Source organism: Aeromonas sp. (assembly GCF_050633025.1).
Classification (GTDB): domain Bacteria; phylum Pseudomonadota; class Gammaproteobacteria; order Enterobacterales; family Aeromonadaceae; genus Aeromonas.
Genome location: NZ_JBODRQ010000001.1, coordinates 1 through 22159, shown reverse-complemented (window position 1 = coordinate 22159; position 22159 = coordinate 1). Strand labels below are relative to the sequence as shown.

The 22159-nt window shown below is 58.7% G+C and carries 19 protein-coding genes and 1 tRNA gene; 8 read left to right on the top strand and 12 right to left on the bottom strand.

What is annotated here, in order from left to right:
• On the bottom strand, positions 1–1428 hold the full coding sequence (locus ACRAUW_RS00100) for a protein adenylyltransferase SelO (RefSeq protein WP_431360658.1): 1428 nt from the start codon (positions 1426–1428) through the stop codon (positions 1–3).
• A 105-nt stretch (positions 1429–1533) separates the two neighbouring features.
• Between ACRAUW_RS00100 and ACRAUW_RS00095 the strand changes: the two genes are divergently transcribed.
• The gene (locus ACRAUW_RS00095) at positions 1534–1836 is read left to right on the top strand and encodes a c-type cytochrome (RefSeq protein WP_431360657.1); all 303 of its coding nucleotides are present in this window, start codon (positions 1534–1536) and stop codon (positions 1834–1836) included.
• A gap of 72 nt (positions 1837–1908) precedes the next feature.
• On the opposite strand, the gene recQ is transcribed toward ACRAUW_RS00095, so the two are convergent.
• Complete coding sequence (recQ, locus tag ACRAUW_RS00090; protein WP_431360656.1) at positions 1909–3744, bottom strand: ATP-dependent DNA helicase RecQ; 1836 nt, start codon at positions 3742–3744, stop codon at positions 1909–1911.
• Between the two features lie 133 nt (positions 3745–3877).
• Here recQ and ACRAUW_RS00085 point away from each other — a divergent pair, with 133 nt between their 5' ends.
• Positions 3878–4342: a thioesterase family protein gene (locus tag ACRAUW_RS00085; protein ID WP_042054246.1), complete on the top strand. Its 465-nt coding sequence runs from the start codon at positions 3878–3880 to the stop codon at positions 4340–4342.
• Between the two features lie 124 nt (positions 4343–4466).
• Positions 4467–4994: an AbiTii domain-containing protein gene (locus ACRAUW_RS00080; protein WP_431360655.1), complete on the top strand. Its 528-nt coding sequence runs from the start codon at positions 4467–4469 to the stop codon at positions 4992–4994.
• Between the two features lie 210 nt (positions 4995–5204).
• Here the strand turns inward: ACRAUW_RS00080 and ACRAUW_RS00075 are convergent, their stop codons facing one another.
• The 10 genes from ACRAUW_RS00075 to ACRAUW_RS00030 all read right to left on the bottom strand — a co-directional run bounded on the left by ACRAUW_RS00075 (position 5205) and on the right by ACRAUW_RS00030 (position 16993).
• Complete coding sequence (locus ACRAUW_RS00075; RefSeq protein ID WP_431360654.1) at positions 5205–7358, bottom strand: nuclease-related domain-containing protein; 2154 nt, start codon at positions 7356–7358, stop codon at positions 5205–5207.
• Positions 7359–7620: 262 nt separating this feature from the next.
• Positions 7621–7697: transfer RNA gene (locus tag ACRAUW_RS00070), tRNA-Pro, on the bottom strand.
• A gap of 156 nt (positions 7698–7853) precedes the next feature.
• A complete protein-coding gene (locus ACRAUW_RS00065; protein WP_431360653.1) occupies positions 7854–8558 on the bottom strand; it encodes an MOSC domain-containing protein in 705 nt (234 codons plus the stop codon).
• A gap of 49 nt (positions 8559–8607) precedes the next feature.
• On the bottom strand, positions 8608–9453 hold the full coding sequence (locus ACRAUW_RS00060) for an ABC transporter permease subunit (protein ID WP_407704708.1): 846 nt from the start codon (positions 9451–9453) through the stop codon (positions 8608–8610).
• A gap of 73 nt (positions 9454–9526) precedes the next feature.
• Positions 9527–10432, bottom strand: a complete 906-nt coding sequence (locus ACRAUW_RS00055; RefSeq protein ID WP_005340703.1) for an ABC transporter permease subunit — start codon at positions 10430–10432, stop codon at positions 9527–9529.
• A complete protein-coding gene (gene potA, locus ACRAUW_RS00050) occupies positions 10429–11583 on the bottom strand; it encodes a polyamine ABC transporter ATP-binding protein (protein WP_005340704.1) in 1155 nt (384 codons plus the stop codon). Before potA ends, ACRAUW_RS00055 begins: the two co-directional genes overlap by 4 nt.
• Positions 11584–11661: 78 nt before the next feature.
• On the bottom strand, positions 11662–12747 hold the full coding sequence (locus tag ACRAUW_RS00045; RefSeq protein ID WP_431360652.1) for a polyamine ABC transporter substrate-binding protein: 1086 nt from the start codon (positions 12745–12747) through the stop codon (positions 11662–11664).
• A 118-nt stretch (positions 12748–12865) separates the two neighbouring features.
• Positions 12866–13963: an extracellular solute-binding protein gene (locus ACRAUW_RS00040; RefSeq protein ID WP_431360698.1), complete on the bottom strand. Its 1098-nt coding sequence runs from the start codon at positions 13961–13963 to the stop codon at positions 12866–12868.
• 53 nt (positions 13964–14016) lie between these two features.
• Positions 14017–15378, bottom strand: a complete 1362-nt coding sequence (locus tag ACRAUW_RS00035) for an aspartate aminotransferase family protein (RefSeq protein ID WP_431360651.1) — start codon at positions 15376–15378, stop codon at positions 14017–14019.
• Positions 15379–15661: 283 nt separating this feature from the next.
• A complete protein-coding gene (locus tag ACRAUW_RS00030) occupies positions 15662–16993 on the bottom strand; it encodes a glutamine synthetase family protein (protein ID WP_431360650.1) in 1332 nt (443 codons plus the stop codon).
• Between the two features lie 467 nt (positions 16994–17460).
• Between ACRAUW_RS00030 and ACRAUW_RS00025 the strand changes: the two genes are divergently transcribed.
• The 5 genes from ACRAUW_RS00025 (at position 17461) to yegD (ending at position 22008) form a co-directional block, all read left to right on the top strand.
• Entirely contained in the window at positions 17461–17847 is a 387-nt protein-coding gene (locus ACRAUW_RS00025) for a TraR/DksA family transcriptional regulator (RefSeq protein WP_421231146.1), read from the top strand.
• 145 nt (positions 17848–17992) lie between these two features.
• Complete coding sequence (locus tag ACRAUW_RS00020) at positions 17993–18847, top strand: hypothetical protein (protein ID WP_431360649.1); 855 nt, start codon at positions 17993–17995, stop codon at positions 18845–18847.
• Positions 18848–18930: 83 nt separating this feature from the next.
• On the top strand, positions 18931–19401 hold the full coding sequence (locus ACRAUW_RS00015) for a CreA family protein (protein WP_431360648.1): 471 nt from the start codon (positions 18931–18933) through the stop codon (positions 19399–19401).
• Positions 19402–19475: 74 nt separating this feature from the next.
• Positions 19476–20465 (top strand): 2-hydroxyacid dehydrogenase, encoded by a 990-nt coding sequence (locus ACRAUW_RS00010; protein ID WP_431360647.1) that lies wholly within the window; start codon positions 19476–19478, stop codon positions 20463–20465.
• Positions 20466–20640: 175 nt separating this feature from the next.
• Entirely contained in the window at positions 20641–22008 is a 1368-nt protein-coding gene (gene yegD / locus ACRAUW_RS00005) for a molecular chaperone (RefSeq protein WP_431360646.1), read from the top strand.
• Positions 22009–22159: the final 151 nt, after the last annotated feature.

The window sequence follows — 22159 nt, the reverse complement described above, 5'->3', positions numbered from 1 at the left end:
TCAGCTACTGCAGGAGAGCTCACCACCGCAATACCATGCCGGAGTCGGAGTGGCGAGATCCTCATATTCGGGTTGTTCATCATAGGGGCGCTGCAAGGCGGCGAACAGCCGCTCGAACGGCTGCATATCCCCTGCGTCGGCGGCGTCTATCACCTGCTGGGCCAGCGCATTGCGCAGCACATACTTGGGGTTGATGGCATCCATCTGCGCCTTGCGCACGGCATCCTCGCTTCCTTCGCGCATTAGCCGCGCCCGATAGCGTTCCAGCCACGCCTGCCAAACACCTGGTTCAGACAACAGGGCCAGCAGAGGCGCAGGCCACGCCCCCTCTTGCGTTACCTCACCGAGACGACGAAGGAACAGGTGGTAATCCACCTTGTGGGCCGCCAGCAACCGGAACAGCTCGCGGAACAGCGCCGGGTCATCCTCCTCCCACACTGCCAGCCCGAGTTTGGCCCGCATCAACTCGGAGTAGTGCAGCATCAGCTGTTGCTCATACTGGGCCAACGCTGCAGCCAGCGCATCACCGTCTACATGGCCAGCCAGCGCCTGCGCCAGCTTCTGCAGATTCCAGTAACCGACCGCAGGCTGCTGATCCAGTGCGTAACGACCCGCCGGATCCGAGTGATTGCAGACAAAATCGGGCACGTAGGCATCGATAAAGCCGTAGGGGCCGTAATCCAGCGTCAGGCCGAGCAGCGACATGTTGTCGGTGTTCATCACCCCGTGACAGAAGCCCGCAGCCTGCCATTTGGCAATCAGCCGCGCGGTGCGGCGCACTACCTCGGCAAACAGTTCGGCACCACTCTCCAGTTCGGGGAAGTGGTGGCGCAGCAGATAGTCGATGAGCGGCAGGATCTTCTCCCCCTGCCCGCTCCAGGCGAAATACTCGATATGACCGAAGCGCAGATGGCTGGGGGCGGTGCGCAGCACAGTTGCCCCGGTCTCCACCTGCTCGCGATAAACGGGCTCCTGGCTGCCCACCAGCACCAGCGCCCGGGTAGTCGGTATGCCGAGGGCATGGAGCGCTTCGGAGGCGAGATATTCGCGAATGCTCGAACGCAATACAGCGCGGCCGTCGCCAAAGCGGGAAAACGGCGTCTTTCCTGCCCCCTTCAGGTGGAGATCCCAGCGCTGGCCATCCGGCGCCAGCTGCTCACCCAGCAGCTGCGCGCGACCATCCCCAAGCCGGGGGCTATAACCCCCGAACTGATGGCCAGCATAGACCTGCGCTACCGGTTGCATACCTGGCAGCACTTTTCCCTCGCCACAACAGGCGATCCAGTCAGCCTCGCTGACGCCTCCCAATCCCAGCTCATCCAGCAAAGCCCGGTTGAGATGAAGCAACCGGGGCTGCTGCAGCGGCTGGGGAGCCACTGGTTCACAGGCCCAGGGCAACTCGGTCGCAAAAGTGTTGATCAGCTTCATAGTTGTGCCATTCATCCCTGCGTATGCTCGTGTCACTCTTTATACTGCCGTCAGCCATGCTTGCGCTAACTGGCGACCATCATTTTTCAATTCAAGGAGAAGAAGATGCAAAAATGGGTATATGCCCTGCCCTTGCTGGCACTGGCGTGGGGCCATCAGGCCAAGGCTGCCGATATAGAAGCCGGCAAAGCCAAGGCAGCGGTCTGTGCCGCCTGTCACGGGGTGGAAGGCAAGGCGATGATCCCCAACTATCCCCATCTGGCGGGTCAGAATACCGCCTATCTGGTGAAACAGTTGAAAGCGTTCAAGGATGGCACTCGCAAAGAGCCCTTGATGGTTCCCTTTATGGCGCCGCTCACCGATGCAGATATGGAGAATCTGGCGGCCTATTACGCCAGCCTCAAGTAATCTGCTGCGCCCGACTGTCGGGCGCTTCCCCGTTGGCGAAGCATCCATTCGGCCGTGCTTCGCCAAGCTTTCTTACCGTCGGCAATAGTCGATGATCAGGTCCATAAAGGCTTCACCGAAACGCTCGAGCTTGCGATGACCGACGCCGTTGACCGCCAGCATTTCCTCCTCGGTCATCGGCATCAGCTGTGCCATCTCCACCAGAGTGGCATCGTTGAACACCACGTAGGGCGGCACCTCTTCATCTTCGGCAATCTGCTTGCGCAGGCCACGCAGCTCCTTGAATAACCGCTTGTCATAGTTGGCATTGTCGAGCAGACCGTTGCGCTTCTCCTTGCGGCTGGAGATAGGCTGCAGGCGGGGCACCGCCAGCTCCAGCTTCACCTCGCCACGCAGCACAGGGCGGGCCGCTTCGGTCAGCTGCAACACCAGATTGCGAGTGATGTTCTGGGTCAGCAGCCCCTTGTGGATCAGCTGGCGGATCACGCTCATCCAGTATTCGTGGCTCTGATCCTTGCCGATGCCGTAGGTCGAGAGCTTGTCGTGGCCGTGATCCTTGATGCGCTGGTTCAGCGAGCCGCGCAGCACCTCCACCACATAACCCACCCCGAAATTCTGTCCCACCCGCCAGACGCAGGAGAGCGCCTTCTGGGCATCTTCAGTGCCGTCATAGCTCTTGGGCGGATCGAGACAGATATCGCAGTTGCCGCATGGCTTGTCGTTGTACTCGCCGAAGTAGTTGAGCAGCACCTGACGGCGGCAGGTTTGTGCCTCGGCAAACGCCGCCATCACGTTGAGCTTGTACTGCTCCACCTGCAGCTGCTGGGGATTCTCGATGTTGTCGAGCAGGCGGCGCACCCGGCCGATATCGGCGGGATCGTAGAGCAGCAGCGCCTCGGCGGGGGTGCCATCGCGCCCGGCGCGGCCGGTCTCCTGATAGTAGGATTCGATGTTCTTCGGGATGTCGTAGTGCACCACGAAGCGCACATTGGGCTTGTCGATACCCATCCCGAACGCCACCGTCGCCACCACTATCTCGATGTCATCCTTGAGGAAGGCATCCTGGGTCTGCTGGCGCTGCTCGAGCGGCAGCCCCGCATGATAGGGAGCGGCCTTGCAGCCGTGGCGGGAGAGGCGCTCGGCCACCTCCTCCACCCGATTGCGGCTGGAGCAGTAGACGATGCCGCTGTTGCCCTTCTGGCTCTGCACGTAACGCAGCAGCTGCTCGGCCGCCTTGAACTTCTCCACCAGGCTGTAGCGGATATTGGGGCGATCGAAGCTGGCGGTGTGGATGAAGGGATCGTTGAGCTCCAAACGGTGCAGCATGTCGCTGCGGGTCGCCTCGTCGGCGGTGGCTGTTAGCGCCACCACCGGCACCTGCGGGAACCACTGTTTTAGCCGCCCCAGCGCCGCATACTCAGGCCGGAAATCGTGGCCCCACTGGGAGACGCAGTGCGCCTCATCGATGGCAAACAGCCCGAGCGGCAGTTCGGCCAGCCGATCCATAAACTCGTGCTGCAGCAAGCGCTCGGGGGAGACATAGACAAGCTTGATCTCGCCGCGGCGCATGGCGGCGAAGTTCTGAATCATCTCCTCTCGACTGAGGGCCGAGTTGATATAGACCGCCGCCACGCCGTTGGCGCGCAGGCTGTCGACCTGATCCTTCATCAGCGAAATAAGGGGAGAGACCACCACGCCGAGCCCGGGCCGCAGCAGCGCCGGGATCTGGTAGCAAAGCGACTTACCGCCGCCGGTGGGTTTGAGCACCAGCGCATCGCGCCCTGCGACGATCTGCTCGATGATCTCGAGCTGACCCGACCGAAACTGCTGATAGCCGAAGACCGCCTGCAGCAGGGCAAGCGGACTCTCTGACTGAGGATCTGGCAGGGTTTCGGCAATCGCGGTCATGGGCTCTCCTTTGGGGTCGCCATTCTAAAGCACCCGCCGCCCACAATAAACCTGCCATTGCGACTGTTAAGGAACTGTTGCAGACTGGCTGGAGTTTTTACTCAGCTTTGATGACAAGGATTGGGATCAGAGAATGAAACAGATGCTCAAGAAGATGGCGCTCAGTGGCATTGCCAACCTGTTTGCCGAGAAGATGCCCTTCAACAAGCTGATCGGCATGCAGGTGACCCACTACGACTTCGACAAGGTGGAACTGCGCATCAAGATGGACGACAAGCTGATCGGCAACCCTTTCCACAACATCCTGCATGGCGGCGTCACCGCCACGCTGCTGGATGTAGCGGGCGGCATGATCGTCGCCGCCTCCTGCATCGACGAGCTGGAGGAGTTCTCCCCCAGCTATCTCAAGGAGCGCTTCGCCCGCCTCGGCACCATAGATCTGCGGGTGGATTACCTGCGCCCGGGGCGCGGCAACGAGTTTATTGCCACCGCCCACATCATCCGGGCGGGTAGCAAGGTCGCGGTCGCCCGGATGGAACTGCACAACGAAGAGGGCACCCACATCGCCTTCGGCACCGGTACCTATCTGGTGGGTTGAACCAAGTTAGTGCATAAAAACCACGCGGCTAATCCACTTTTAATCATTAGATTCCTTACCCCCTCTGGTTAAAGCAGGTCCATACTGATAATCGGGATTGTATGCAGAGGGAGGATTGCAGACGATGAGTGCGAAACTGGCCATCAAACCATCCAGAGCCTTGTTGACACAGATCGAGTCCATGCTCGATGAGGTACAGACACCCGAGTGTCGCCACTGGTTGGAACAGGAGCTTGAGGGATATTCTCTCTCCTCACCCCTGCCTTGGTATCGCATCATTCCCTGTCGGCAACGCGGTCACTTTCTGGATCTGAAAACGGGAAAATATTTGACCTGTCACATCAACAGTCAAACGCTATGCCAACGCGATCTGGCCCAAATTCAGTTCATTTATGCCCGTGAGCCCGCCGCCCACTATTTGCTGCAACGCAATTCCGGTATTGAGCCCTGGCCAGAACAGCTGCTGGAAGATTATCAGGAGCAGCTGATCCCCGGCCAACTATGCCTGCAAGCCTGGCATGAGCCCGTGATTTCGTTACGTGCACAACTGATGGAGGGAATCGAACATTTTATTTGTGAGTACCCCAAGCACGCGGCCTTGCAGCCCCAACACAGTTTCAAGGCTTTGCGGCATCAGCACTGGCATATCTGAACAAGCGCCTGGCGCGCAAGGAGGGCACCATAGACAAGACCCATAGCGAGATTGCCACAATCTAGAGTGCCGGAGTCAGGATCAGACTCCACCGATGGGCCACCGAGCGGTGGCCCTTTTAATGTCCACAGCTACTGCTGTATTGCCAAGCAGATAGCCAAAGTGTGGTGCCCCACACCTCATGAATCCCGCAGGCCTGCTTGTCACGCTCTACAGCACATCACGCCAGACCCCATCGGACTCGATCAACCTAACAAGAGCTTGCGCACTAAATCCGTCGGCATACAGTGTCTCTTCCTCATTCCCAACCTCAGCCTCGTCCATCTCTTCAAACTCCCGCAGATAATGCGATTCATCGCGCAAAGCTATCTCCATGATCTCGCGGGAGACGACGTGGAACCCATCGACAACCTCACCATCAAATTCAATCGACGTATCCACAACCCAGGCATGCAGGGCTGGCAGAGGATTAACATCACTCAGCAATAGAGCTGAACGCAACCCTTGGTCATTTTGCAGGGCTTGAAGCACAACCGGTTGCTTGCGCTTTAACTGTCTTGCCGCCTTGCGCAGGGTATTGGTTCGATGCAACCAGACTTCATGACGAGTTGAACGAATGAAGCCAGACTTGACCTCCAGTAGCAACACGACCCCATCCAGGTGACAGATCAGGTCCACTTCACCCGCATCACGCTCATCACTCAATGGCGGTTGGTAACCCACGACAACGCGGAACCCCCTCTGCCTTAGCGCTTCGGCAAGGGTATATTCAATACGCTCCGTTTCGCTGCGCAAAGCTGGCCTGCGTTGTTCAACACGACGCAGGTTATTCACCGCAGCGGTCAGATTGTTCTGTTGACCGACAACCCAGGGGAACTGAAAACTGTAGCGGCCAATCTTGTAGAACGGTCGCTCGTACAGCCGTGGTGACGGCATATTTGGTACTTGCCTCATCTGCGCGGATAGAGCCTGCAGATCACTGGTCCAGAACTTCAGGATGGCCTCGGCCGCCTCGGGGTCGCCCTTGGGATGCTCAGGGCTGACGGTCCAACCACAAATACGACGGATCTTATCTTTCGGTTGCGACCAGGTGATGGGAAAGCGGTTCTCACCCTGCCCAAGTCCTTCAAAAGCCAATTGACCCAGAGCCTTCACTGCTACCCCTGAGTCGGCCATATAGCGAAGAAAAGGCTGAAGAAACGCCTGCTCGAAGAATACTGTCGTCAGCTCACTGGCTAATATCGCGTGGTGCAGGGCTACCTCAGCCCCATCGTTCAGTCTGACTCGCTCACCCAGCCCGAAAATGGTCTGCAGGTAGAGCTGACTGCGAATGGCTTTTATGTAAGCAAGCTGATTCGCTTCGTGGTTTTCCGGCCTCCCTATGATGGCGCCAGCCATATCCGAAGCTGCGAATTGGTCAATCGCGCGGTACATCCAGTAGTACCAAAGCAACTTGCTTTTGCGCCCGGTACGCTGCCAGCGCTGTGAGCCCAAATCAGTTTTATTGAAGATGATCGGTTGTCCCGGCTTGAGCTGGTAACCGCAATCGCTGTCAAAACAGAACCAATTGATGGAATTCTCGTAGTCGATTCGCTCGCGCATAGCGGCAATAAGCAGGGCAACCGATTCTAGGTTGGCAACACACTCTCGCCCCACACCTGACTGTGGAAAAAGGAGTGGCGACAAATGACGCTTGAGAGATCGGCCGAGAACCTCCTCTGTCAGTTGAAAATCACGCTCGGAACAATTCAACAGTTTGCGTGCGATAATCCGATCATAGACATCCCAATCTTCCGCACTGCTGTCTCTATCCTTAGCGGCACCAAGTTGCCCATAAGCGGTCACGCTCAAATAGGAAAGCAGCTCTAGTAGCGAAAGCGACTTCAGGTGGGACTCAGCCAGTGCGATGGCTTCATCGAATGGTTCGAGTTGCTCAAGCAAGCGATCACAGACGCCAAAAAATTCGCACCAATCCTTGCTGACGAGATTGTCCCGAAGATGCCGCCAGAGCGGTGAATCGCTGCGTGTAAACAGCTTCGAGTAACGAATCGCCCAGCGCAATACATCTGGATGACGAGCGGCCAGATGATCCAACAGCGCAGTGCTAATAGCATCCTCAAAATGCAAAATACGTCCCAGTGCCAAGCTTGCCAGTTGAGCACCTTCAAGATTGACTGGCTCCCACCAAAAGGATGCGGCAGCCAGTCCGACAGCACGATTGTGCGCGGTATATTTACCACTCGGACGTTGATCCAGAAAGTCGTGCAAGCACTCATCAAGTGCGACGAATGGGGCAAGCTGCTGCGCATGTCCAGCAAAATGAGTCTGGTAAAATTCCTGGCATTGCCGTTCCTGGCCTTGCATATCTGGTCATCCTTTTCCTGCCGCCGAACCTTGATATTCAAAGAGATTGAAATCAGCCGCTCATTTGAGGTCCGCAACGAGTCTGGCAATCTGTATGGAAGGAAATAGTTAACACGTTTCCAAGAAAGGGGAAACAACTTATGAGGAGTCAATAGCTAACGATTGCAGCTGTAGTAAACGGGGCAGAAAATCAAAATGCCCCACAGAGCTGGAGGGACAGAAACGCACAAGGGCCTAGCCGAAGCTAAGCCCTTGATGAATTTGGTCGGTGTGAGAGGATTCGAACCTCCGACCCCTTCGTCCCGAACGAAGTGCGCTACCAAGCTGCGCTACACACCGATGTCTGCGGGACGGGAATTTACCGAAAGCCCAGACCCGACACAAGCCTTTTTTGCGTTTGGCAGGAAAAAAAAGTGCCGTTCGCTCAACTATTCAACACTCTTTTCACCCGTTTACCGGACTGCAGCCAGCTGGTGACATTCCGGCAACCGGACGTCAGGCCAGGCGCAGGGATGCAGGCCCCAGCAGACGGCGCTGCCAGTCAGCCACAGTGCCATGCTCCAGCCAATCGGCTGCATGCTGGCGCCAGTTGGGGGAGAGAGCAGGATTCTCCAGCAACATCAGCAGATCCGCTTCATTGCGCACCTGATTGAACAGGATATCCGCCGTGCGCTTCACCGTCAGTTCGGGATAGGGTCTGTCTACCAGCTCCATGGCCATGTCAGGCACGATCATGCCCTCCTCCAGCACCCGCAGCAGCCAGCCACAACGGCCATTTAGCTGCATCACCTGGGACATCTGGCCATAGCCAAAGCGCTGGTTGAGCTTGAAGCAGGGGGATCTCGGCTGGCTGATCTGGATCAGCGCCTCGCCGAGTCGATAGACATCGCCAATGCAGGCTTGCGCCTCGGTCAGCCCGAGACCGGAGAGGTTCTCGCCAAAGGCGGCAGGTTGCCAGGGTGTACGTGGCGCAGGCAAGCCCAGCGCGATTTGCCAGGTCTGCCACCAGAGATAGTGATCGGCAGGATAGTAGTGAAGCGCCCGATCCGGGCCACCGTGGTGGCGCAGGTCACACTGCTCATCCCCTTCCAGACCGGCAAAGGTACAGCGAACTGGTGCAGCGATCGGTTGCTTGTGAATGGCGCTGGTGAGGCCTGGCACCAGCTCGGTGCCACGACCGCTAAAAAGGGAGATCCGCATACTCATCCTCCAGGTTGACGAGAGTAGGCGGATCTTATCACCTGACGAGTCAGGCGACTGCCTGCATCTGGTTGCTCATGGCGATCTCGGCACGACGGCGCTTCTCCGCCCTCGCCATCAGATACCAACTGCCGAAGGTAAAGAGCGACACCGACAGCAGGATAAGACTCGCCACCGCGTTGATCTCGGGTTTCACCCCGAGCCGCACCGCCGAGAAGACCTCCATCGGCAGGGTGGTCGAGCCCGGGCCGGAGACGAAGCTCGCCAGCACCAGATCATCGAGCGACAAGGCGAACGACATCATGCCGCCTGCAGCCAGCGAGGGGGCGATCATCGGGATGGTGATCAGGAAGAACACCTTCCACGGCTTGGCGCCGAGATCCATTGCCGCCTCCTCAATGGAGAGATCCAGCTCCCGCAACCGCGCCGACACCACGATCGCCACGTAGGCGGTACAGAAGGTGGTGTGGGCGATCCAGATGGTCAGCATGCCCCGCTCGGCGGGCCAGCCCACCAGCTGGGCCATGGCCACGAACAGCAGCAGCAGCGACAGACCAGTGATCACCTCGGGCATCACCAACGGCGCCGTCACCATGCCGCCGAACAGGGTGCGACCACGGAAGTGGGGAATTCGGGTCAGCACGAAGGCTGCCACCGTCCCCAGCGCCACCGCGGCGATCGCGGTGTAGAAGGCGATCTCCAGCGAGCGGAACACAGACCCGATCAGCTGCTTGTTGTCGAGCAGGCCGAAGTACCACTTGAGCGACCAGCCACCCCACACCGTCACCAGCTTGGAGGCGTTGAAGGAGTAGATCACCATGATGATCATGGGCAGGTAGATAAACAACAGCCCCAGCCAGAGCATCAGTTTGGCAAAACCGAAACGCTTCATCATGCCTTGCCCTCCAGCGCTCTGAACTGGTTACGGTTGCAGTGGATGGAGACAGGATTGAACAACGCTGTTTTCATCATGCCTTGCCCTCCAGCTCTTTGGCCTGGTTACGGTTGAAGAGGATGATCGGAATGATCAGCACCGCCAGCATCACTACCGCCAGCGCAGAGGCGACCGGCCAGTCGCGGTTGTTGAAGAACTCCTGCCACAGCACCTTGCCGATCATCAGGGTCTCCGGGCCGCCCAGCATTTCCGGAATAACGAACTCTCCCACCACCGGAATAAACACCAGCATGCAACCGGCGATAATGCCGTTTTTGGAGAGCGGCACCGTGATCTGCCAGAAACGGGTCAGGTTGCGGGCCCCCAGGTCGGAAGCAGCCTCCAGCAGGCTCTGGTCATGTTTGACCAGATTGGCGTAGAGCGGCAGCACCATGAAGGGCAGGTAGGAGTAAACGATGCCGATATAGACCGCCAGGTTGGTGTTGAGGATCTGCAGCGGCTCGTCGATCACCCCGATCCCCAGCAAGACGCTGTTGAGCAGGCCGTTGTTACTGAGGATCCCCATCCACGCGTAGACCCGGATCAGAATGGCGGTCCAGGTCGGCATCATGATCAGCAGCAGCAGAACGGTCTGGGTCTCCTTGTTGGCCCGAGCGATGGAGTAGGCCATCGGATAGCCAATCAGCAGGCAGAGCAAAGTGCTGACGAAGGCCATCTTGAGGGAGCCCAGATAGGCCGCGATATAGAGCTCATCCTCCTGCAGCAGCAGGTAGTTGCCCATGTTGAGCAGGATGGTGAGCTGATTGTCGGCCCAGCTCACCACATCGGTGTAAGGCGGGATCGCCACATCCGCTTCCGCAAAACTGATCTTCACCACGATGACGAAGGGCAGCAGGAAGAAGAGGAACAGCCAGAAGAAGGGGATGCCAATCACCAGTCGGCGCCCCCCGACCCGCTTCAGTCGTTGCAAGAACTTCATGATTGCAGCACCACGCCGCTGTCATCTTCCCAGTAGAGGAACACCTGGTCATCCCAGGTTGGCCGCTTGCCGTGGCGTTCGGCATTGGCGATGAAAGCCTGAACGATTTTGCCCGAGGGCAGCTGGATGTGATAAACCGAGTGACCGCCCAGATAGGCGATGTCATAGACCTCACCCTTGGTCCAGTTGAAGTCCGGGTGCTCGATCTCCTCCGGTTTTTGCAGACTCATCAGCAGTTTTTCCGGGCGCAGGGCGTAGGTCACCTTCTTGTTCTCGGCGCGGGAGCTGATGCCGTGGCCCACATAGATGGGCTGCTCCAAGTCGGCGCAGGCGATGGTGGCGTGGTCCTGCTCATCCTCCACCAGCAGGCCGTCAAACAGGTTGACGTTGCCGATGAACTCGCACACCAGCCGACTGGCCGGGGTCTCGTAGATATCCATCGGGCTGCCGATCTGCTCGATGCAGCCGAGGTGCATGATGGCGATCCGCTCCGCCATGGTCATGGCCTCTTCCTGATCGTGGGTCACCATGACGCAGGTCACCCCAACCCGCTCGATGATCTCTACCAGCTCCAGCTGCATCTTGGAACGCAGCTTCTTGTCGAGCGCCCCCATGGGTTCATCCAGCAGCAACAGTTTGGGACGCTTGGCAAGGGAACGAGCCAACGCCACCCGCTGACGCTGGCCACCGGAGAGCTGATGCGGTTTGCGACGGGCATACTGGGTCATCTGCACCAGCTTGAGCATCTCCTCCACCCGGGCATCGATCTCGGCCTTGGGCAGGCCATCCTGCTTGAGGCCAAAGGCGATGTTCTGGGCCACCGTCATATGGGGGAACAGGGCGTAGGACTGGAACATCATGTTGATGGGGCGCTCATAGGGCGGCATGTCGGTGATATCGACCCCGTCGAGGAACAGCCGTCCCTCGGTCGGACGCTCAAACCCCGCCAGCATCCGAAGCAGGGTCGATTTGCCGGAGCCTGACCCACCGAGCAGGGCAAAAATCTCCCCTTTGTGGATGTTGAGAGAGACATTATCGACCGCCAGGGTCTCATCGAACTGCTTGCTTACCCGATCAATCTTCACCAGCACTTCTTTGCGTTGCTGGCTGCCCTCGAGGGCTTTCTTGTAGGCACTGGAGGCTATCGCCATTACCAAACTCCCTAAGGTGATACCGGCCTTGCGGCCAATCCATTAAAGCGATTTGGCGCCCCCGAACGGGCACCAAGGTTAGGTACCGGACTTGATCTTGGTCCAACTCCGGGTGATTAGACGCTGTACCGAGCGGGGATGTGCTTCCTGCACATAGAGTCGCTCCAGCACGGCTTGAGGGGGATATACCTCCTCATTGTTGCGCACCGCCTCATCCATAAACTCGCCCGCCCTTGAGTTGGGATTCGCGTAGCCCACATAGTCGCTGACCTTTGCGATCACTTCGGGCTGCAGGACGTAGTTGATGAGGGCGTGCGCCTCTTTGACATTGGTGGCATCGGACGGGATCGCCATCATGTCGAACCACAGATTGCCCCCCTCTTTCGGAATGCTGTAGGCAATTTTCACCCCCTTGCCCGCTTCATCGGCGCGGGCAGCGGCTTGCAAGATGTCGCCGGAAAAACCGGCAGCCACGCAGATGTCGCCATTGGCGAGATCGCCGATGTATTTGGAGGAGTGGAAGTAGGCCACATAGGGCCGCACCTTGAGCAGCAGCGCCTCGGCCTGCTTGATATCCCCCGTCGCATGACTGTTGGGATCGAGTCCGAGGTAGTTGAGGGCAGCAGGGATCATCTCGTCGGCAGAGTCGAGGAAGGCGACGCCGCAGCGAGAGAGTTTCGCCATGTTTTCCGGTTCGAAGATGGTGGCCCAGGAGTCAATCTTGTCGACCCCCAGCACCGCCTTGATTTTGTCGACGTTGTAGCCGATGCCGTTGGTCCCCCACAGATAGGGCACCGCGTACTGATGACCCGGATCCACCTTGTCGAGCTGCTTGAGCAGCACAGGATCCAGGTTGGCCAGATTGGGCAGCAGGGATTTATCCAGTTTCTGGAAGGCTCCCGCCTGGATCTGCTTGGCCAGGAAATTATTGGAGGGCACCACCAGATCGTAACCGGTCCGCCCCGTCAGCAGCTTGCCTTCCAGGGTTTCGTTGGAGTCAAACACGTCATAGACGGTCTTGATCCCGGTCGCCTGCTGGAAATCACTGAGGGTAGTCTCGCCGATATAGTCAGACCAGTTGTAGAAGTGCAGCACAGGGGCAGCCTGGGCCACATTCGCCAATCCCATGGTCAGCGCTATGGTTAGCAATCTGGTTGTATTCACGGTGTCAGTTCTCCTGTTCAGTGGTTGACCGTCTGCGCATCCTCTCGCGCGGCCCATCCGGATGGATGGCATCACTACCCTCCCGGCCGAACTGCGGACCGGGAGGGGCACTCGTTACTTACTTGCCGGACTTGATCTTGGTCCAGCTGCGGGTCATCAGACGCTGTACCTTGGCCGGCAGATCCGGGAAGGTGTAGATCTTCTGCAGTGTCGCCGAGTCGGGGTAAACACCCGGATCGGTACGGATCGCCTCGTCAACCAACGGGGTCGCCGCCTTGTTGCCATTGGGCGCATGCACCTGATTGGTGATGTTGGCAATCACCTCCGGCTTCATCAGGTAGTTGATGAAGGTGTGAGCCGCCTCCACGTTCTTGGCATCCGCCGGGATGGCGATCATGTCAAAGAAGCTGCCCGCCCCCTCTTTCGGAATGGTATAGGTCAGCGCGATGCCGTTCTTCGCCTCCTCCGCCCGCGCCTTGGACTGCTGTAAATCCATGGAGTAACCGACCGCCACACAGAGGTTGCCATTGGCCAGATCCGAGATGTATTTGGAGGAGTGGAAGTAGGCGGTATAGGGACGGATGGAGAGGAACAGCGCCTCGGCCTTTTTCAACTCCTCCGGCTTCTGGCTATCCGGCTTGAAGCCCAGATATTGCAGGGCAGCCGGCAGCATTTCGGTCGGCGAGTCGAGGAAGGAGACACCGCACTCTTTCAGCTTGGCCATGTTCTCCGGCTTGAACACCAGATCCCATGAGTTGACCGGCGCATCGGCCCCCAGCACCGCCTTCACCTTCTCGGCATTGTAGGCATAGCCGATGGTGCCCCACAGATAGGGGATGGAGTACTGGTTGCCCGGATCGCTCGGGTCGAGCGCCTTGAGCAGATCGGTATCCATATTTTGCCAATTGGAGAGCTTGGACTTGTCCAGCTTCTGGAACACGCCAGCCCTGATCTGTTTGGCCAGGAAGGGGTTGGACGGCACCACGATGTCGTAGCCGGAACCACCCGCTAGCAACTTGGCTTCCAGTACCTCGTTGCTGTCGAACACGTCATAGACCACCTTGATCCCCGTCTCCTTCTGGAAGTTATCCAGAGTATCCGGCGCGATATAGTCGCTCCAGTTGTAGACGTGCAACACCTTCTCTTCAGCCATTGCTCCGGCACTTGCCATGACCAGAGCCACAGAGGCAGCGATCACTCCTGTTTTGAAAGACATCATCCTTGTCTCCTAAGCAAATTGTATGCGCATGCCAACCTGCCCGGCCTACCTCAACCTTTCAGCTTTGCGGCTGTCAGATCCAGACTGAGCCTGGCGAGTTTGACCAATTCATCAACCTGTTCCTCGGTGATGACCAAGGGGGGCGATATGATCATGGTATCGCCTACCGCCCGCATCACCAAGCCATTGTTAAAGCAGAACTCCCGGCAGGTCATACCCGCATTTGCCTGGGCCGGGAAACGCTGGTTGGTCTGCTTGTCCTGCACAATTTCCAGCGCAGCCACCAGCCCGCGGCCACGGGTTTCCCCCACCAGCGGATGATCGGCCAGCTCGGCCCAGCGGCGCTGCAAATAGGGGCCGATAGTATCACGCACTCGCTTAACTATGCTCTCTTTTTGCATAAGCTGGATATTGGCCACCGCCACGGCGCAAGAGACCGGATGGCCCGAGTAGGTGAAGCCGTGGTTGAATTCCCCCCCCTCCTCCACCAGCACTTTCGCAACCCGATCGCCCACCATAACGGCACCGAGCGGCAAATATCCGGAGGTGATCCCCTTGGCCAGACACATCAGATCCGGCTTGATGCCAAACCCTTCGCTGGCAAACCAGTGACCGGTGCGGCCAAAGCCGCAGATCACCTCGTCGGCGATGAGCAGGATGCCGTAGTGATCGCAGATGCGCTGGATCTCGGGCCAGTAGCTGTCGGGCGGAATGATAACGCCGCCCGCCCCCTGGATCGGTTCACCGATAAAGGCAGCCACCTTCTCCACCCCCAGCTCCAGAATCTTCTGCTCCAGCTGGCGGGCCCGCTCCAGCCCGAACTCGTGGGCGCTCATCCCCTGCCCCTCACCGAAGTGATAGGGCTGGTCGATATGCACTATGCCGGGGATGGGCAGGCCACCCTGGGCATGCATCCCCTTCATACCGCCCAAACTCGCCCCCGCCACGGTGGAGCCGTGGTAGGCGTTGTGGCGGCTAATGATCACCTGTTTGTCAGGCTGACCCTTGCTGGCCCAGTAGTGGCGCACCATCCGCAGCACTGTGTCGTTGCACTCGGAGCCGGAGCCGGTGAAAAAGACGTGGTTGAGATGGGCTGGCGTCACTTCGGCCAGCAGAGTCGCCAGCTCGATCACCGGCGGGTGAGCGGTCTGGAAGAAAAGGTTGTAATAGGGCAACTGCTGCATCTGACGGGTGGCGGCATCCACCAGCTCCTGGCGGCCATAACCCATATTGACGCACCAGAGCCCCGCCATGCCGTCCAGAATGCGCTTGCCCTCGGAGTCTTCCAGATAAACGCCGCTGGCCTTGGTGATGATGCGGCTGCCCTTCTTGTTCAGGGCCTGAAAGTCGGTAAAGGGGTGCAGGTGATGGCTGGCATCCAGCTTTTGCCACTCACGGGTTGTCTGCTGCATGTGTTGCTCCTCGGTTCCTTCGATTTAGCAAGATTCAGTCGTCAAATATTCAGGTGAGTCGGCACGTTCGCAGCCACAGTCACTCACGGCGTGTCTGCTGCATTCGTTACTCCCCTGCGCCTTCGATTTGGCATGATTCAGTCGTCAAACAGTCAGGTGGGTAGTCAGGCGGACTTGCATGCTCGCAGCCACTCACTGGTGACTGCCGCCACCTGACTCGCGTTCCGGTCTCTTCGATACAGGGACCGGAGAGGCCGACTACTGCCTCCCCGTTACAGAGGGATCAGACGTTCAGCAACAGGAACTCCCGCTCCCAGCGACTGATCACCCCGAAGTAGGTCTCGTACTCTTTGCGTTTGACCGCGACAAAAGCACGGGTGAAGCGCTCACCCAGCATCTCCTTGATGGGCTCGCACTGCTCCAGATGGCTGAGAGCTTCCTCCAGCGAGCGGGGCAGGCTGTAGGGCAGGTCATAGGCGCTCGACTTCATCTCCGGCAGCGGCTCCAGCTTCTCCATCATGCCGAGATAGCCACAGGCCAGGGTCGCGGCCAGCGCCAGATAGGGATTGGCATCGGCACCGGCGAAGCGGTTCTCCACCCGCCGTGCGCTCGGGTCGGAGAAGGGCACCCGCAGACCACAGGTGCGGTTCTCGACACCCCACTGGACGTTGCGCGGCGCGCTCTCGCCAAAGGTGAGGCGGCGGTAGGAGTTGACGTTGGGAGCCAGTAGGGCGGTCACCGCCGGGGTGTATTTCTGCAGACCGGCAATGAAGTGCATGAACAGCTCGGAGTTGCCGCCATCCGGGGTACCGAACAGGTTATGGCCGTTCATATCCTCCAGACTCTGGTGGATATGCATGGCAGAGCCCGGCTCGTTGCTCATCGGCTTGGCCATAAAGGTGGCATAGATGCCGTGTTTGTGGGCCGCTTCCCGCATGGTGCGCTTGAACAGGAACACCTGATCCGCCAGATCGATGGCATCCCCGTGCAGGAAGTTGATCTCCATCTGGGCGGCGCCGGACTCGTGGATCAGGGTATCCACCTCCAGCTCCTGCGCCTCGCAGTAGTCATACATATCTTCGAAGATGGGGTCGAATTCGTTGACCGCATCGATACTGAACGACTGGCGGGCGGTCTCCGGGCGACCGTTGCGGCCGACTGGCGGCATCAGCGGATAGTCGGGATCTTCGTTGCGGGTGACCAGATAAAACTCCAGCTCGGGCGCTACGACCGGTTTCCACCCCTGCTTCTCGTAAAATGACAGAACACGACGCAGCACAGAGCGCGGCGCGATATCGATCAGCTTGCCGTTGACGTCGAAACAGTCGTGGATCACCTGGGCAGTGGGCTCCAGCGCCCAAGGGACAAAACGGATGGTGTTGGGGTCGGGGTAGAGCTGCATGTCCCGCTCCAGCGGGTCGATCATGCTGTCGTCATCCGGATACTCACCTGTCACTGTCTGGGTGAAGATCACCTCGGGCAGTCGCATGCCCCCTTCGCGCAAAAACTTGTTGGCTGGGATGATCTTGCCCCGGGCGTTGCCGGTGAAATCCGGGAACAGACACTCCACTTCCGTGATGCGATTGCTCTCCATCCAGCCCTTGATACTGTCCATGTTAAACCCCGACTTTACGGTTGCCATTGGCAAGGGTGTCTAATATATGGAACACCCTTGTTATAAAAATGTAATCAACAACACCATAAAAGCCCGCCAGCAAGGGCAATGTCAAGGTGTGTGTTTAAAAAACTATAAATAATGGCGCATATAATGACCAAGTAGACACCAAATACTAAACACTCGTAGCTTCATATTTCACCAGTGCAAAGCCGATGCCAGCCGACCTGATTCAGGTGTCAGATATCGTCAGTTTCCAGGCCGAAAGGGGCCATTTATTTGCAAAGGCGCACAATCCGTATCCTATTTGCTTTGCTTGGCTGCTTTTTTTTGGTACAAGGCCCGCCCTGATTTGCACTCTCTTGCATGAAACAGGTGCAAGTCGGGATACAAGGGCTTGGTCTGCAGGCAGACAGCCCCCATAAACAGAGATAATTGGGTTAGTAAACTGACTGGTAGTTAATCGTATGTGTGATTTCATGACTGAAGACCAACTGGCCTTTTACAAGGGGCAGATCGAGCGGCAGATCGCCGAGCTCGAAGAGCGCCTGAACTCTCAGGCCAGCCAGGCCATCGCCACCGACACCAACGAGATGGCTGATGAAATTGACCGTGCCAGTATCGAGGAAGCCCGCCGTCTGGAGCTGAACCGCATCGAACACGACAAGCTGCACCTGCGCAAGCTGCGGGGCGCATTGAAGCGCATCAGCGAAGGGGATTTTGGTTACTGCGAATCGTGCGGTGACGAGATCTCCCTCAAGCGGCTGCATGCCCGTCCGGAATCCCGTTTCTGCGTCGAATGCCAGAGCACCAAGGAATTTAACGATACCCACGTGTTCCGCCGCGTTGCCTGATTCTTCGAAGAACTGTCACCATTCTGGTGCAACAGCTGGCGACAAGGCAGGGTGATGCCCAAACCTTGCACACAGCCTGGCAGCAAGATGGTGACAAGTTCTGTTAGACTCCGGACAGGTTCCGGAATCTACAGGAGAACAGTGTGTGAAATGGCTCATTAAACTGTGTTTGTGCCTGCCGCTGCTGGCACAAGCACAGGTTCTGACGGTCAAGGTGCCCAGTCGTCCCGTCAACAATCTTGACCAGGAGTACCAGTACAAGCTGCTGGAACTGGCCCTGACCCGCGCCGGGCAACCCTTTCGTATCCAGCCTGTCGAGCTCGATCTCAACCAGTTCACCCTCCAGCAGCAGCTGAGCAAGGGCAAGACCATCAACGTCTTCTGGATGGGCACCTCCAGCGCACTCGAATCCTCCCTGATTGCCGTCCCCATTCCGCTGTTTCGCGGACTGGAAGGATTGCGGCTCTCCTTCATCCACGTGAATGACCAGGAGAGGTTCAACCAGATCAATACCCTGGCCGACCTCAAACAGCTGAAGGCGGCGCAAGGGGTCGGCTGGGCCGATAACAAAATTCTGGAAAATGCGGGCATCCCGACCGTCTCCGGCCGTTACAGCAACCTGTTTCGCCTGATCAATGACGGCGACAAGCTGGACTTTTTCCCGCGCGCCATGGTGGAGATCTTCGCCGAACGCAGCGAACTGATGGCGCAATACCCCAACCTCGCCATCGAGCAACATCTGCTGATCCGCTACCCTTTCGCCCAGTTCTTCTTCGTCAGCCCCGAATACCCCAAGCTGGCCAAGGCGATTCAGAGCGGGCTGGAGCGGGCCTATGCCGATGGCAGCTTTATGACGTTTTTCAACGAAAATCCCAAGATCCGCGAGGCCCTTGCCAGTGCCAATATCGAACAACGGGTCACCATCAATCTGCCTAACCCTGACATGACCCCATTGCTAAAACGCATTCCGGCCCAATATTGGCAATATCCGCCCCAATAAACGTCAGCATGGGGCCAGAGAGGGTTGCCCATCTGGTGGCCCTGCACCTGATTACGACTCTCGGGGTACAACAAGGAACCGATATGAAAACACGGAACACGGCACTGCTGCTGGTCGCCTCACTGCTGGCTATGCCGGTACTGGCCGACAAAGCAGACAGCGTTGGTGAAGTCAGTACCTCCTTCAAGCTGCTTGGCCCCAACCACAAAATCCTGGTAGAGGCCTTTGACGACCCACGCATCGACGGCGTCGCCTGCTATCTGGCCCGCCCCAAGACCGGTGGCGTCAAGGGCGGGTTGGGACTGGCGGAAGATCCCTCCCACGCCTCCCTGTCGTGCCACCAGATTGGCCCCATCACCCTGCCCGCGAAGCTGAAGGCGGGGGAAGAGGTGTTCGATGTCAGCACCTCGCTGGTGTTCAAGGAGCAGAAAGTGGTGCGTTTTTACGACAAGAAACGCAATGCACTGGTTTACCTGACCTACAGCACCAAGCTGGTGGATGGTTCGTACAAGAGTGCAGTCAGCGCCGTCCCCATTATGCCATGGGGGCAATAATCAGCCGGTTTGTCCGGTGATAGTTAACAGGCTTTGTTGTAATTTGACGACAAATCATCTGAGGAGAGCACACCATGAAAGTCGCCGTATTCAGTACCAAGAGCTATGAAAAAGAGCATTTCGTTCATGCCAACAGCCAATTTGGCTTTGAACTGGAATTTTTCGATGTGCGGCTGGAAGCCAAGACGGCAAAGCTGGCCCACGACTTCCCGGTGGTGTGTCTGTTCGTCAATGACGATGCCGACCGCGAGGTATTGACCGAGTTGGCCGCCAACGGCACCAAGGTGATCGCCCTGCGCTGCGCCGGTTACAATAACGTTGACCTGGCGGCCGTGAAGGAGCTGGGCATGAAGGTGGTGCGGGTTCCGGCCTACTCCCCCGAGGCGACGGCCGAACATTCGGTGGGCATGATGATGTGTCTCAACCGTCGTATTCACAAGGCGTATCAGCGCACCCGCGATGCCAACTTCTCGCTGGAAGGGCTGGTCGGCTTCAACATGTATGGCAAGACGGTCGGCGTTATCGGCACCGGCAAGATCGGTCTGGCCGCCCTGCGCATCCTCAAGGGCTTCGGGGTTCGCCTGCTGGTCAACGATCCTTACCAGAATCCGGCAGCCATCGAGCTGGGGGCCGAGTATGTGGATCTCGACACCCTGTTCCGCCAGTCCGACATCATCAGCCTGCACTGCCCGCTGTTCAAAGAGAACTACCACCTGTTGAACAAGGAGGCATTCGCCAAGATGAAGGACGGGGTGATGATCATCAACACCAGCCGTGGCGGCCTGCTCGACTCCAACGCCGCCATCGAGGCGCTCAAGACCTCCCGTATCGGCGCGCTGGGGCTGGACGTCTACGAGGAGGAAGAGGATCTCTTCTTCGCCGACAAGTCCAACGAGGTGATCACCGATGACGTGTTCCGCCGCCTGTCAGCTTGCCACAACGTACTGTTTACCGGCCATCAGGCATTCCTGACCCGCGAAGCACTGCACGCCATTGCCGACACTACCCTCGGCAACATCCAGGCCATCACCAACCAGGGTCGCTGCGATAACGAAGTGGAGTAATCCTCTCGCACCCGTAGCCATGAACGACAGAGGGAGCCATTCCCTCTGTTTTCCACACCAATATGCTCCCCCTGTGTATTTTCCCCTGCGCCCTCAATATCCGGGGTGCCGGGTTGTGAGACCCGGCGCCTTCGGGTAGGCTAGCCCCCCTTTTTTATTCAGGAGTCTGGCGCCCATGTTTATCGGATTTGATTACGGCACCTCCAACTGTGCCGTGGCCGTGATGGAACAAGGTAGCCCCAGGCTGCTCAATCTTGGCGCATCCCGCTATCTCCCCTCCACCCTGCATGCGCCCCACCGGGATGCTATCGCCGGTCTGTTGGCCGAAGGGCTGGCCCCCGCCCAGCAGGCGGAGTACCTCAAGCTGCGTGGCCCCGTGGTCACCCGTGCCCAGATGGTTCGCCGCCAGATGCGCGAAGAGGGACTGATCGACGAGCTGAGCTTTGGTGGTGCCGCGCTGGAGCGCTATCTGGAAGAGCCGGACGACGGCTACTACATCAAGTCGCCGAAATCCTTTCTCGGCGCCTATGGCCTCAAGGCCCCCCAGATCGCCCTGTTTGAAGATATCGTCTGCGCCATGATGCTCCATGTCCGCCAGCAGGCGGAGCAGCAACTCGGTGCCCCGATCCGCCAGGCGGTGATCGGCCGCCCGGTCAACTTCCAGGGCCTGGCAGGGGAAGAGAGCAACCAGCAAGCTATCGCCATCCTGACCGAGGCGGCCCGTCTGGCCGGTTTCGAGCAGGTGGAGTTCCTCTACGAGCCGGTGGCCGCCGGGTTTGAATTCGAGGCGCGCCTCACCGAAGACGCCGTGGTACTGGTGGTGGATATCGGCGGCGGTACCACCGACTGCTCCATGCTGCGGATGGGCCCCAGCTACCGCGATCAGCTGGATCGCAGCGGCGATCTGCTCGGCCACAGCGGCCAGCGCATCGGCGGCAACGACTTCGACATCCGCCTGACGGTGGAGGGGATGATGCCGCTGCTCGGCATGCACGAGACCCTCAAGACCGGCAAGCCGCTGCCCCACCCGCTGTTCTGGGATGCGGCCGCCATCAACGACGTCAGCGCCCAGAGCCGCTTCTACAGCCTCGATACCGCCCGCCAGCTGCAGGATCTGCAGCTCGACAGCCAGCCCGGCAGCAAGTTGGGGCGTCTGGCCAACCTGCGGGCCCACAAGCTGAGCCACCAGCTGGTCTGGCGTGCCGAGCAGGGCAAGATCGCCCTCTCGGAGCAGGAGCTCAATCGCCAGTCGCTGGCCGAGCTGGAAAAAGGGCTGGAAGCGGAGCTGACCCGCGAACAGCTGGCCAACGCATCGGCCCTGCTGCTGGAGAAGATTGGCGAGCTGATGGACGAAGCGATTGCCGCCGCCGGTGTGCAGCCGGATCGCATCTTCGTCACCGGCGGTAGCGCCCGCTCGCCGCTGATCGCCAGCTTTATCCGCCAGAAGCTCCCGTCCATCCCGCTTGAGGGGGGGGATGACTTCGGCTCGGTGGCCGCGGGTCTTGCCCGTTATGCCGAGCGGATCTTCGCAGCAAAGCCCTGAATGGGGCTAAATCGCCAGAGTGTTGCCATTTAACGACACGCTGGTGGCAAAGGGGCGACAGAAGCGGTCGGTCGCCCCCTCTCCCGCCCTGCTCCGGACTGCCCAAAAAGGGTATTCTTGACGCTCCCCCAACCGGAGCCCCCTCATGCCC

Coding starts and splice junctions, on each gene's coding strand:
- ACRAUW_RS00100 (WP_431360658.1), bottom strand. CDS start 1,428: ATGAAGCTGATCAACACTTTTGCGACCGAGTTGCCCTGGGCCTGTGAA.
- ACRAUW_RS00095 (WP_431360657.1), top strand. CDS start 1,534: ATGCAAAAATGGGTATATGCCCTGCCCTTGCTGGCACTGGCGTGGGGC.
- recQ (WP_431360656.1), bottom strand. CDS start 3,744: ATGACCGCGATTGCCGAAACCCTGCCAGATCCTCAGTCAGAGAGTCCG.
- ACRAUW_RS00085 (WP_042054246.1), top strand. CDS start 3,878: ATGAAACAGATGCTCAAGAAGATGGCGCTCAGTGGCATTGCCAACCTG.
- ACRAUW_RS00080 (WP_431360655.1), top strand. CDS start 4,467: ATGAGTGCGAAACTGGCCATCAAACCATCCAGAGCCTTGTTGACACAG.
- ACRAUW_RS00075 (WP_431360654.1), bottom strand. CDS start 7,358: ATGCAAGGCCAGGAACGGCAATGCCAGGAATTTTACCAGACTCATTTT.
- ACRAUW_RS00065 (WP_431360653.1), bottom strand. CDS start 8,558: ATGCGGATCTCCCTTTTTAGCGGTCGTGGCACCGAGCTGGTGCCAGGC.
- ACRAUW_RS00060 (WP_407704708.1), bottom strand. CDS start 9,453: ATGATGAAGCGTTTCGGTTTTGCCAAACTGATGCTCTGGCTGGGGCTG.
- ACRAUW_RS00055 (WP_005340703.1), bottom strand. CDS start 10,432: ATGAAGTTCTTGCAACGACTGAAGCGGGTCGGGGGGCGCCGACTGGTG.
- potA (WP_005340704.1), bottom strand. CDS start 11,583: ATGGCGATAGCCTCCAGTGCCTACAAGAAAGCCCTCGAGGGCAGCCAG.
- ACRAUW_RS00040 (WP_431360698.1), bottom strand. CDS start 13,963: ATGTCTTTCAAAACAGGAGTGATCGCTGCCTCTGTGGCTCTGGTCATG.
- ACRAUW_RS00035 (WP_431360651.1), bottom strand. CDS start 15,378: ATGCAGCAGACAACCCGTGAGTGGCAAAAGCTGGATGCCAGCCATCAC.
- ACRAUW_RS00030 (WP_431360650.1), bottom strand. CDS start 16,993: ATGGACAGTATCAAGGGCTGGATGGAGAGCAATCGCATCACGGAAGTG.
- ACRAUW_RS00025 (WP_421231146.1), top strand. CDS start 17,461: ATGTGTGATTTCATGACTGAAGACCAACTGGCCTTTTACAAGGGGCAG.
- ACRAUW_RS00015 (WP_431360648.1), top strand. CDS start 18,931: ATGAAAACACGGAACACGGCACTGCTGCTGGTCGCCTCACTGCTGGCT.
- ACRAUW_RS00010 (WP_431360647.1), top strand. CDS start 19,476: ATGAAAGTCGCCGTATTCAGTACCAAGAGCTATGAAAAAGAGCATTTC.
- yegD (WP_431360646.1), top strand. CDS start 20,641: ATGTTTATCGGATTTGATTACGGCACCTCCAACTGTGCCGTGGCCGTG.